At 69.6% G+C, this 12005-nt stretch carries 11 protein-coding genes; 8 read left to right on the top strand and 3 right to left on the bottom strand.

The genetic code is table 11. The features are described 5' to 3' along the window. Nucleotides 1-182: 182 nt before the first annotated feature. Nucleotides 183-818 (bottom strand): TetR family transcriptional regulator, encoded by a 636-nt coding sequence (locus ABTY40_RS00615; RefSeq protein ID WP_352057832.1) that lies wholly within the window; start codon nt 816-818, stop codon nt 183-185. A 264-nt stretch (nt 819-1082) separates the two neighbouring features. On the opposite strand from ABTY40_RS00615, the gene ABTY40_RS00610 reads away from it, so the two are divergent. After that, entirely contained in the window at nt 1083-2708 is a 1626-nt protein-coding gene (locus tag ABTY40_RS00610; protein WP_352057511.1) for an MFS transporter, read from the top strand. Nucleotides 2709-2863: 155 nt separating this feature from the next. After that, a complete protein-coding gene (locus ABTY40_RS00605) occupies nt 2864-3394 on the top strand; it encodes a peptidase inhibitor family I36 protein (protein WP_502990450.1) in 531 nt (176 codons plus the stop codon). Here the strand turns inward: ABTY40_RS00605 and ABTY40_RS00600 are convergent. Beyond that, nucleotides 3375-4139, bottom strand: coding sequence for a potassium channel family protein (locus ABTY40_RS00600; RefSeq protein WP_345283767.1), 765 nt, complete (start codon nt 4137-4139; stop codon nt 3375-3377). The genes ABTY40_RS00605 and ABTY40_RS00600 overlap by 20 nt on opposite strands. A 130-nt stretch (nt 4140-4269) precedes the next feature. Next, entirely contained in the window at nt 4270-7002 is a 2733-nt protein-coding gene (gene aceE / locus ABTY40_RS00595) for a pyruvate dehydrogenase (acetyl-transferring), homodimeric type (RefSeq protein WP_345283620.1), read from the bottom strand. 417 nt (nt 7003-7419) lie between these two features. Here aceE and ABTY40_RS00590 point away from each other — a divergent pair, with 417 nt between their 5' ends. The 6 genes from ABTY40_RS00590 (at nt 7420) to ABTY40_RS00565 (ending at nt 12002) form a co-directional block, all read left to right on the top strand. Further along, a complete protein-coding gene (locus tag ABTY40_RS00590) occupies nt 7420-7842 on the top strand; it encodes a DUF3052 domain-containing protein (protein WP_309051592.1) in 423 nt (140 codons plus the stop codon). Nucleotides 7843-7979: 137 nt separating this feature from the next. After that, the gene (locus ABTY40_RS00585) at nt 7980-8438 is read left to right on the top strand and encodes a peroxiredoxin (RefSeq protein ID WP_352057510.1); all 459 of its coding nucleotides are present in this window, start codon (nt 7980-7982) and stop codon (nt 8436-8438) included. A 171-nt stretch (nt 8439-8609) separates the two neighbouring features. Continuing rightward, the gene (locus ABTY40_RS00580; protein WP_345283625.1) at nt 8610-9185 is read left to right on the top strand and encodes a TerD family protein; all 576 of its coding nucleotides are present in this window, start codon (nt 8610-8612) and stop codon (nt 9183-9185) included. Between the two features lie 220 nt (nt 9186-9405). Further along, nucleotides 9406-9981 (top strand): TerD family protein, encoded by a 576-nt coding sequence (locus ABTY40_RS00575; protein WP_345283627.1) that lies wholly within the window; start codon nt 9406-9408, stop codon nt 9979-9981. Between the two features lie 29 nt (nt 9982-10010). Then, a complete protein-coding gene (locus ABTY40_RS00570; protein WP_352057509.1) occupies nt 10011-11159 on the top strand; it encodes a DUF475 domain-containing protein in 1149 nt (382 codons plus the stop codon). 105 nt (nt 11160-11264) lie between these two features. After that, entirely contained in the window at nt 11265-12002 is a 738-nt protein-coding gene (locus ABTY40_RS00565) for a TerD family protein (protein ID WP_345283631.1), read from the top strand. Nucleotides 12003-12005: the final 3 nt, after the last annotated feature.

The raw sequence follows: 12005 nt of genomic DNA, 5'->3' as shown, positions 1-12005 counted from the left end.
GTGGGTGAGCGCGAGCGGGGTCCGCGCGGCCCGCTCCTGTCCGTCGGTGAACAGGAGCGGCGGCGGTATGTGTACGGCGGCGGCGTGCCAGGAGGAGACAACGGCGGAGGTCACGGGCCGAAACCCTACGGGGTGACGCGCCCCCTCCCGACGGGCCCGGGTGCGGGTGCCGGCGCGCGGGGTCAGGTGGGGGAGCCGTCCCGCCAGCGGAGCGCCAGGGCCGGGTTCAGGTGGTCGAGGTAGCGCTCGGTGAGTTCCCGGATGGCGGCCAGGCTCTGGTCCGTACCCCGGCCCCACATCTGGGCGGTGACGCGCATCGCGGCGCTGAAGGCGGCCACCGCGATCCGGGGGCGCGGGTCCTCGTCGACGTCGAGGCCCTCGCGGTCGGCGACGATCCGGGAGACGGTCTCCTCCATCTCGGCGGACCGGCGCAGGTGGGCGGCGAGCAGCGCGGGCGTGGACTCGATCATCCGGAAGGTGCTCAGGTGCAGCTCGACGGGGACGACCTCGGCGATGGCCTCGCCGATGGTGTCCCACGCGCACAGCACCGCGTTGCGCATCGCGTCGAAGGGGCCCTCGTCCGGGGGGCGCTGCGCGAGGGCGTGGACGAACCGTTCCTCGACCATCTGCTGGACGGCGAAGGCGACCTCTTCCTTGGAGGCGAAGTACCGGAAGAAGGTGCGCTGGGAGACCTCGACGGCGTCGGCGATCTCGTCGACGGTCGTCCGCTCGTACCCCTGGGTCGTGAAGAGTTCCAGGGCCTCGCGGATCAGCGCGTCGCGCGTGCGCCGCTTCTTCCGCTCGCGCAGCCCGGGCAGGGACGGGGAGCCGGATGCGGACGGGGAGGCGGATGCGAACGGGGACGCGGACGCGGACGCGGAGGCGCGCGGGGCCGGGTCGCGCAGGCCGGGCTCGTGCGGGCCAGGGTTCTCCAGGCCGGTGTCCAGGCCGGATGCGGGCGCGGTCAAAGAGCGTCCTTTCGGGGGTTTTCGTCCCTCTCAGCCTACCTGTGAGCTACGTGACAGTTACCGACGCGTGAATCGCTTTGTCAATTGTCAGCGACTGACACTAGCCTCGTCGGTATGACTAGTCAGACCACCGTGGACAAGGCCCCGCAGGGTCAGGGGGGCGTCGGCCGGGACCCCGCGTCGGGGCCGGCGAAGGGCCTGCGCGGCCACCCCTGGCTGACCCTGTTCGCCGTCGCGGCCGGCGTGATGATGGTCGCGCTCGACGGCACGATCGTCGCCATCGCCAATCCCGCCATCAAGGACGATCTCGGCGCCACCCTCGCCCAGGTCCAGTGGATCACCAACGGGTACCTGCTCGCCCTCGCCGTCGCCCTGATCACCGCCGGCAAGCTCGGTGACCGCTTCGGTCACCGCCAGACCTTCCTGATCGGCATCGCCGGCTTCGCCGCCGCCTCCGGGGCCATCGGCCTCTCCGACTCGATCGCGGCCGTGATCGGCTTCCGCGTCCTGCAGGGCCTGTTCGGCGCCCTGCTGATGCCGGCGGCGCTCGGCCTGCTGCGCGCCACCTTCCCCGCCGAGAAGCTGAACATGGCCATCGGCATCTGGGGCATGGTCATCGGCGCCTCGACGGCCGGCGGCCCGATCGTGGGCGGTCTGCTCGTCGAGCACGTCAGCTGGCAGTCCGTCTTCTTCATCAACGTGCCGGTCGGCGTCCTCGCGCTCGTCCTCGGCCTGGTGATCCTCAAGGACCACCGCGCCGAGAACGCGCCGCGTTCGTTCGACGTCCTCGGCATCGTGCTGCTCTCCGGCGCGATGGCCTCGCTGATCTGGGGCATCATCAAGGCCGGTGAGTCCTGGGGCTGGGCGAGCGGCAAGACGTGGGGCTGTCTGCTCGGCGCCGTCGTCCTCTTCGCCGTCTTCGCGATCTGGGAGACCAAGGTCAAGGAGCCGCTGGTCCCGCTGGGCATGTTCCGCTCCGTGCCGCTCTCGGCCGGTGTGATCCTCATGGTCCTGATGGCCTTCGCCTTCATGGGCGGCCTCTTCTTCGTGACCTTCTACCTCCAGGGCGTCAAGGGCCTCAGCCCGGTCGACAGCGGTCTGCACCTGCTGCCGCTGACGGCGATGATGATCGTCTCCTCGCCGCTCGCGGGCGCGCTGATCACCAAGTTCGGTCCCCGGGTGCCGCTGGTCGGCGGCATGGTCTGCACCGCCGTCGCCATGTTCGGCATGATCTCGCTCTCGGCCGGTACGGGCACGTTCGTGATGTCCCTGTGGTTCGCGCTGCTCGGCCTGGGCCTCGCCCCGGTCATGGTGGGCGCCACCGAGGTCATCGTCGGCAACGCGCCGCTGGAGCTGTCCGGAGTCGCGGGCGGCCTGCAGCAGGCCGCCATGCAGGTCGGCGGCGCGCTCGGCACGGCGGTGCTCGGTGCCGTCATGTCCTCCAAGGTCTCCAGCGCCTTCGCGGAGAACTGGAAGGCGGCCGGGATCCCGGCCCCGGCGGACCCGGCGCTGGAGCAGGCCGCCGAGTTCGGCATGGTGCCGCCGCAGATGGCGCAGGCCCCGGGCATGACGCCCGAGCTGTTCCAGCAGATCGGCGCGGTCATCCACAAGACCTTCCTCGACGGAATGGGTCTGGCCTTCACCGTGGCCGGTGCCGTGGCGGTGCTCGCGGCGCTCGTCGCCACCCTCACCAAGCGCGGCGAGAACGCCGAGGCGGGTGCGGGCGCGGCCCACATCTGACCTGGTCGGAGCCCTTTCCGCGGAAGGCCCCGCCGGACCTGGTCCGGCGGGGCCTTCCCTCGTTCGGGTGAAGAAGCTCTGGCCCTCTTCTCAACGCGGTGTGACGTCCTCCAGAGTATTGATTACAGAGAGTGACGACATGGGGGTTTGAGAGCATGCGAGATCGTGCGGTGAAGCGCCGTGCCCTGCCGACCGGGACGGCCCTGGCGGCCCTGGTCCTCCTCCTGGCCCTCCCGGCCACGGCGGACGCGGCGGGGACGGTGGGCAGGACGGGTACGGCGGAGGTGTCGGGTCCGGCGGGTACGGCGGAGGCATCCGGTGCGGCGGGTACGGCGGAGGTATCCGGTACGGCGGGCGCGACGGCGGGACCGGGGCCACGGCCCGGGGCCTCCGGCGGGACCGTCCTCGGTCCCTGCGGGCCGGGCCGGCTGTGCCTCTGGCCCAAGCCCGACTTCAAGGGCCGGGTGCGGACCCACGAACTGGCCACCACGGACGTCGACAGCTGTGTCGCCCTGCCCGCCGGCACCTCGGCGCAGTCCCTGGTCAACCGGACCGGCCGTCCGGTGACGACGTACCAGTCCGCGGAGTGCGCGGAGACGGGGGAGTTCGAGACCTACCCGGGCCGCGGGATCTGGGTGCCGCAGTCGCCCTACGAGGTCAGAGCGTTCAAGATCTGGGAGCGCTAGGCGAGGGGACCGCCTGGAGATCGGGCGGGGACAGGCGCGCCACCTCGGCGCGCAGCTCCCGGACCTCCCGGGTCAGCGCCTCCAGGAGCTCGGTCTGACGGCGTTCCGCGGCGTCGTCGCGCTCGAAGCGGGAGATGAACCAGGCCGCGATGTTGGCGGTGACCACACCGAGCAGAGCGATCCCGGAGAGCATCAGGCCGACCGCGAGGACCCGGCCGAGGCCCGTGGTGGGGGCGTGGTCGCCGTAGCCGACGGTCGTCATCGTGGTGAAGGACCACCAGACCGCGTCCCCGAGGGTCTTGATGTTGCCGTCCGGGGCGTCCCGCTCCACGTGGAGCACGGCCAGCGAGCCGAACATCATCAGGCCCACCACCGCGCCCGCCACATAGGTGGTGAGCGTGATCTGCGGGGCCATCCGGGCCCGCCGGCCCACGAGGAGGAGGGTGGAGACCAGACGCAGCAGCCGCAGCGGCTGCACCAGCGGCAGCAGGACGGCGAGCAGATCGAGGGGGTGGGAGCGGACGAACGCCCAGCGGGCCCGGGCGAGCGCGAACCGGACGGCGTAATCCAGGGCGAACGCGGCCCACACCGCCCATTCGACGAGGCCGCACACCCGGTGCACCCACGGCGCCGCCCCGGGGGCCACGATCGGCACGGCGTACGCCACGGCGAACGCCACCGCCAGCACCAGCAGGGGCGCCCGGGTGCTCTCTTCCCAGCGCACCCTGAGGGGCCGCTCCTTCATGACGGACATGACGGGCATCGTAAGGAATGCCGAAGGGCGGCGGGACCACCGGTCCCACCGCCCTCCCCGCCGGCCACGACGGCCGGCCACGCTCACCACGGCCTCCGGGGCCGCCACGGAGCGGGCACCGTCAGGCGTCGCCCCCGGCGGCGCCCGGGTCGGCGGCCGCCACGTCGAGCAGCTGGTAGCGGTCGACGGCCTGCTTCAGGGCCGAGCGGTCGACCTTGCCCGCCCGGGCCAGCTCGGTCAGCACGCCGAGGACGATCGACTGGGCGTCGATGTGGAAGTAGCGGCGGGCCGCGCCGCGCGTGTCGGCGAAACCGAAACCGTCCGCGCCGAGCGAGGAGTACGGACCGGGGACCCACCGGGAGATCTGGTCCGGCACCGAGCGCATCCAGTCCGAGACCGCCACGAACGGCCCCTCGGCGCCCTGGAGCTTCCGCGTCACGTACGGGACGCGCTGCTCCTCGTCGGGGTGCAGCAGGTTGTGCTCCTCGACGGCCACGGCGTCGCGGCGCAGCTCGTTCCAGGAGGTCGCGGACCAGACGTCGGCCCGCACGTTCCACTCCTCGGCGAGGATCCGCTGTGCCTCGATCGCCCACGGCACGGCGACGCCCGAGGCCATGATCTGCGCCGGGATCGCACCGGCCTCGGCGGCCTTGAAGCGGTGGATGCCGCGGAGGATGCCCTCCACGTCCACGTCGTCCGGCTCCGCCGGGTGCTGGATCGGCTCGTTGTAGACGGTGAGGTAGTAGAAGACGTCCTCGGCCTCGGGGCCGTACATCCGCCGCAGACCGTCCTTGACGATGTGCGCGATCTCGAAGCCGAAGGCCGGGTCGTAGGCGACACAGGCAGGGTTGGTCGAGGCCAGCAGGTGCGAGTGGCCGTCCGCGTGCTGCAGGCCCTCACCGGTCAGCGTCGTGCGGCCGGCGGTGGCGCCGAGCACGAAGCCGCGCGCCAGCTGGTCGGCCATCTGCCAGAACTGGTCGCCGGTCCGCTGGAAACCGAACATCGAGTAGAAGACGTACACCGGGATGAGCGGCTCGCCATGGGTGGCGTAGGCCGAACCGGCGGCGATCAGCGAGGCCGTGCAGCCGGCCTCGGAGATCCCGTCGTGCAGCATCTGGCCGGTCGGCGACTCCTTGTAGGCGAGGAGGAGTTCGCGGTCCACCGCCTCGTACTGCTGCCCCAGCGGGTTGTAGATCTTGGCGCTCGGGAAGAAGGAGTCCATGCCGAAGGTCCGGTACTCGTCCGGAGCGATCAGCACGAAGCGCTTGCCGATCTCCTTGTCCCGCATCAGGTCCTTCAGCAGCCGCACGAAGGCCATCGTCGTGGCGATCGACTGCTGGCCCGAGCCCTTCTTCACGGCCGCGTAGGTCTTGTCGTCCGGCAGTGTCAGGGGCTTGGCCCGCACCACCCGGGTCGGCACGTACCCGCCGAGCGCCTTGCGGCGGTCGTGCATGTACTGGATCTCCTCGGAGTCCGGGCCGGGGTGGTAGTACGGCGGGAGCCCGCTCTCCAGCTCCTTGTCCGCGATCGGGATGTGCAGCCGGTCGCGGAAGCGCTTGAGGTCGTCGACCGTCAGCTTCTTCATCTGGTGGGTCGCGTTGCGGCCCTCGAAGTTCGGTCCCAGGGTCCAGCCCTTGACCGTCTGCGCGAGGATCACCGTCGGCTGGCCCTTGTGCGCCTTGGCCGCCGCGTACGCCGCGTAGATCTTCTTGTGGTCGTGACCACCGCGGCCCAGGTGCAGGATCTGCTGGTCCGACATGTTCTCGACCATCGCCCGCAGCCGGTGGTCGCCACCGAAGAAGTGCTCGCGGATGTAGCCGCCGGTCTCCGTGGCGTACGTCTGGAACTGGCCGTCGGGCGTGGTGTTCAGCTTGTTGACGAGGATCCCGTCGCGGTCCTGGGCGAGCAGCGGGTCCCAGGAGCGGTCCCACACCAGCTTGATGACGTTCCACCCGGCGCCGCGGAAGACCGACTCCAGCTCCTGAATGATCTTGCCGTTGCCGCGCACCGGGCCGTCGAGCCGCTGGAGGTTGCAGTTGACGACGAAGGTGAGGTTGTCGAGGCCCTCACGGGCCGCGATGGTCAGCTGGCCGAGCGACTCCGGCTCGTCCATCTCGCCGTCGCCGAGGAAGGCCCAGACGTGCGAGGCGGAGGTGTCGGCGATGCCGCGCGCCTCCATGTAACGGTTCATCCGCGCCTGGTAGATCGCGCCGAGCGGGCCGAGCCCCATCGACACGGTCGGGAACTCCCAGAAGTCCGGCATCAGCCGCGGGTGCGGATAGGACGAGAGGCCGTTCGGGAACTTCGACTTCTCCTGCCGGAAGCCGTCGAGCTGCGTCTCGGTCAGCCGGTCGAGCAGGAACGCGCGGGCGTAGATGCCGGGGGAGGCGTGCCCCTGGAAGAAGATCTGGTCGCCGCCGTCGCCGTCGTCCTTGCCGCGGAAGAAGTGGTTGAAGCCGACGTCGTACAGGGAGGCGGAGGAGGCGAAGGTGGCGATGTGACCGCCGACGCCGATCCCCGGACGCTGCGCGCGCGAGACCATGACGGCCGCGTTCCAGCGGGTGGCGTTCAGGACCTTGCGCTCGATCTCCTCGTTGCCGGGGAAGAACGGCTCGTCCTTGGTGGCGATGGTGTTGACGTAGTCCGTGCTGCGCATCTCGGGCACGGCCACGCGCTTCTCACGGGCCCGTTCGATCAGCCGCAGCATGAGGTAGCGGGCCCGCTCCCGGCCCCGCTCGTCGACGGCGGCGTCGAGGGAGTCGAGCCATTCCTGGGTCTCTTCCGGGTCGAAATCCGGGACCTGGCTGGGAAGGCCGCCAATGATGATCGGGTTGCGATCGGATCCGGGAGCCACACTGTTCCTTCGCTGGTCGGGAGGGGACCCCCACGAGGAGCGGGAGCCCCACTGAAGCCGGGATGACCATCGTGTACCCCACCGACCGCAAACGTCATCTTTACCGAGAGGTAACCCTCGGGGCGTCCGGCGTGGTCAAATCGCAACCTTACGCCCAACCCGCGCATGCGTTTCGTCCGGGTGTTCGGCAGACTGAAACCACACAAGCCCGCAGAGCGGGACGAATCGCGTGTGCCTGATCGCGGAGCCGGGTAGGTACGAGCCGGAAGTTGCGGCGAGACGGCCCCAAACGTCACCGTTTCGGCGGTCTCGACGGCCGGGTACTTGCGCGATCCGCCCCGGCACGTGTGGACTACGGCCAGCGCCGCGCGCACGCGTGGCCCGAGCATTTTCCGTTACATGATCAGGAGGCAAGCCGTGAGCGCGACCGCGGACCACGCGGAGGAGCGGACCAACCCAGCCGCAAGGCTGGGGTTCGAGCCCGGACAGGTGGTCCAGGAGATCGGCTACGACGACGACGTCGACCAGGATCTCCGTGAAGGCATCGAGTCCATCATCGGCCAGGACCTCGTGGACGAGGACTACGACGACGTCGCCGACGTCGTCGTCCTCTGGTTCCGCGACGAGGACGGCGATCTCACCGACGCCCTGGTGGACACCATCGGTCTCCTCGAGGACGGCGGCATGATCTGGCTGCTGACCCCGAAGACCGGCCGTGACGGCTACATCGAGCCGTCCGACATCAACGATGCCGCGCAGACAGCTGGTCTCTCCCAGACCAAGAGCATCAGCGTCGCCAAGGACTGGACGGGCACCCGCCTGGCCACCCCCAAGCGCTGATCCCCAACGCTGCGAGAAGCCCCCGCCGGACCGCCCGGCGGGGGCTTTCGTGCGCACCCCGTAGGGTGGGGCCACCGGTTCGGCCCAACGGGCCGGAAGGAACGGACGGAACCCCGCAGCGAAGGGATGCGCACGCGATGGCGATCGAGGTCGGCACCAAGGCCCCGGATTTCGAGCTCAAGGACAACCACGGCCGGACCGTGCGGCTCTCCGACTTCCGCGGCGAGAAGAACGTGGTGCTCCTCTTCTACCCCTTCGCCTTCACCGGGGTCTGCACCGGCGAGCTGTGCGAGCTCCGCGACAACCTGCCGACGTTCGTCAACGACGACGTCCAGCTCCTCGCCGTCTCCAACGACTCCATCCACACCCTGCGCGTCTTCGCCGAGCAGGAAGGCCTCACCTACCCGCTGCTCTCCGACTTCTGGAAGCACGGCGAGGCCTCCCGCGCCTACGGCGTCTTCGACGAGGACAAGGGCTGCGCCGTCCGCGGCACCTTCATCATCGACAAGCACGGCGTCGTCCGCTGGACCGTCGTCAACGCCCTCCCCGACGCCCGCGACCTCGGCGAGTACATCAAGGCGCTCGACACCCTCTGAGCCGCCGGCGGCTCCCCCGGGCACCCCGGCGGACCCGGCCGGATCCGACACCCGACGATTCTCCGGGCGAATCGTCTGTTTCGACGGGGAACCCGTCACTAGGATCCAGACGTTGATCCGATGCCAACGCACGACTGGGGGCGCTGCCCCTGGAAACCTATGGAGGGACTCGTGGGAGTCAGCCTCAGCAAGGGCGGCAACGTCTCGCTGACCAAGGAGGCCCCTGGCCTCACCGCCGTGACCGTCGGTCTGGGCTGGGACGTCCGCACCACCACCGGGACGGACTTCGACCTCGACGCCAGCGCCATCCTGGTGAACGAGGCGGGCAAGGTCCGCAACGACCAGGACTTCGTCTTCTTCAACAACCTCAAGAGCGCCGACGGCTCCGTCGAGCACACCGGCGACAACCTCACCGGCGAGGGCGAGGGCGACGACGAGCAGGTCAAGGTCAACCTGGCCGCGGTCCCGGCCGACGTCGCCAAGATCGTCTTCCCGGTGTCGATCTACGACGCCGAGAACCGCCAGCAGTCCTTCGGCCAGGTCCGCAACGCGTTCATCCGCGTCGTGAACCAGGCCGGCGGCGCCGAGATCGCCCGGTACGACCTCTCCGAGGACGCCTCCACCGAGACCGCCATGGTCTTCGGCGAGCTGTACCGCCACGGCACCGAGTGGAAGTTCCGCGCGGTCGGCCAGGGCTACGCCTCCGGCCTGCGCGGCATCGCGCAGGACTTCGGCGTCAACGTCTGAGCCGAGCCGTCCGCACCGTCCGGCGCCGCACACCACGTGCGGCGCCGGACGTGCCTCGGTCCACCGCGCCCCGCCGGCCCCGCCGCGCCCGCGCGGAAGGCGCCCGCGGGAGACGGCCCCGCCGAAGGTGCCGTACGGCCGGAGGTGCCGCACCGGCCGCGCGGGGGAACAACAGCAGCACCGCAGGACAGCGGGACCAACCGGGGAGGAACCGATCATCATGGGCGTCACGCTCGCCAAGGGAGGCAACGTCTCCCTCTCCAAGGCCGCACCCGACCTCACCCAGGTCCTCGTGGGACTCGGCTGGGACGCGCGCTCCACCACCGGAGCCCCCTTCGACCTCGACGCCAGCGCGCTCATGTGCCAGGCGGGCCGGGTGCTCGGCGACGAGTACTTCATCTTCTACAACCAGCTGCGCAGCCCCGAGGGCTCCGTGACGCACACCGGTGACAACCTCACCGGCGAGGGCGACGGCGACGACGAGTCCCTGGTCGTCGACCTCACCCAGGTGCCGGCCCACTGTGACAAGATCGTCTTCCCGGTCTCCATCCACGAGGCCGACAACCGCGGTCAGACCTTCGGTCAGGTCAGCAACGCCTTCATCCGGGTCGTGAACCAGGCCGACGGTCAGGAACTCGCCCGCTACGACCTCTCCGAGGACGCCTCCACCGAAACCGCGATGATCTTCGGTGAGCTCTACCGCTACAACGGCGAATGGAAGTTCCGGGCCGTCGGTCAGGGGTACGCGTCCGGTCTGCGCGGCATCGCTCTAGACTTCGGGGTCAACGTTTCGTAAAGCCGCGTTATTACACGATGGGGTAGACAGTGGTTCTGAAAACCTTCGGCTGGTCGTTCGCGATCACTGCGCTCGGCCTGGTCGCCGCGGTGTTCTACGGGGGGTGGGAGGCGTTCGGGATCGTCGCGATCCTCTGCATCCTCGAGATCTCGCTCTCCTTCGACAACGCGGTGGTCAACGCCGGAATCCTGAAGAAGATGAATGCCTTCTGGCAGAAGATCTTCCTCACCATCGGCATCCTGATCGCCGTCTTCGGTATGCGGCTGGTCTTCCCCGTCGTCATCGTCGCCGTCAGCGCCAAGATCGGGCCGATCGAGGCCGTCGACCTGGCCATGACCGACAAGGAGCGCTACCAGGAACTGGTGACCGACGCGCATCCGTCGATCGCCGCCTTCGGTGGCATGTTCCTGCTCATGATCTTCCTCGACTTCATCTTCGAGGACCGTGACATCAAGTGGCTCACCTGGCTGGAGCGCCCGCTGGCCAAGCTGGGCAAGATCGACATGCTGTCGGTCTGCATCGCCCTGATCGTCCTGATGATCACCGCCATGACCTTCGCCACCCACGCCCACCAGCACGGCGGCACCCACGTGGACAAGGCGCAGACCGTTCTCATCTCCGGGATCGCCGGTCTGATCACGTATCTCGTCGTCGGCGGTCTCTCCGGCTTCTTCGAGAACAAGCTGGAGGAGGAAGAGGAGCGCGAGCACGAGGCGGAGGAAGCGGCCCGGCGCAGCGGCAAGAAGCCGTCCGCGGTCCAGCTCGCCGGCAAGGCCGCCTTCTTCATGTTCCTCTACCTGGAGGTCCTCGACGCCTCCTTCTCCTTCGACGGGGTCATCGGCGCCTTCGCCGTCACCAACGACATCGTCCTGATGGCCCTCGGCCTCGGTGTCGGCGCCATGTACGTCCGTTCGCTCACGGTCTACCTGGTCCGCGAGGGCACCCTCGACGACTACGTCTACCTGGAGCACGGCGCCCACTACGCCATCGGCGCCCTGGCCGTGGTCCTCATGATCAGCATCCAGTACGAGATCCCCGAGGTCGTCACCGGCGGCATCGGCGTCGCCCTGATCGCCTGGTCCTTCTGGTCCTCCGTCCGGCGCAACAAGGCCCTTGCGGCCGCCGGCGGCGGCCCGGGCTCCTCGGGCGACAAGACAGAGGTGACGTCCGGGGTGTGACACCCCCGCCGACGAGGAACGCTTCACTGCGGGGCGGCCGGAGCACCCGGCCGCCCCGCAGGCATGTGTGCGGTACAGGCGACGAGTGTGGGGGGTGAAGGCGTCATGGCCTTCTGGGACAACCTGTTTCCGGGCAGGGCGGCGCGGTACGACTTCGGCAGCGCCACCGCCAACGCGATCGACCTGACGAAACGGCGCCCGTCGGTCTCGCTCGCCAAGCAGGGCGCCGACACCGGCAACCTCCGCGTCAACCTCTCCTGGCGCATGCGCACCTCCGACCTCGAAGGCCGCACCCGCCAGAGCGGACAGCTCCTGCGCCACCCGTCCCGGCTGTTCAAGCCCGAGGTCGTCCAGGCCCACACCCAGGGCGTGGTCAACGTCGACCTCGACCTGGGCTGCCTCTACGAGCTCACCGACGGCAGCAAGGGCGTCGTCCAGCCGCTCGGCGACTTCTTCGGCGACCTCAACGCCGCACCGTACGTGAAGCTCAGCGGGGACGACCGCTTCGGCGGCTCCTCCGGGGAGACGATCTTCGTCAATCTCGACCACAAGGACGAGATCAAGCGCCTGCTGTTCTTCGCGTACATCTACGACCAGACCCCGGCCTTCGACCGCACCCACGCCACGGTCACGCTCTACCCGAGCAGTGGCCCCCGGATCGAGATCGAGCTGGACGAACGCGCCCCGCAGGCCCGGTCCTGCGCCGTTTTCTCCGTCGACAACACCAAGGGCGAGCTGACCGTCCGCCGCGAGGTCCGGTTCGTGTACGGCTTCCAGGCCGAACTGGACCGGCTCTACGGCTGGGGGCTCCAGTGGGGACGCGGCTACAAGACCAAGGCCTGAACC

It is taken from the genome of Streptomyces sp. NPDC126503, assembly GCF_040302405.1.
Classification (GTDB): domain Bacteria; phylum Actinomycetota; class Actinomycetes; order Streptomycetales; family Streptomycetaceae; genus Streptomyces; species Streptomyces gulbargensis.
Note: the sequence above shows the minus strand (reverse complement) of the source record. Positions and strands in the feature narration are given on the sequence as shown.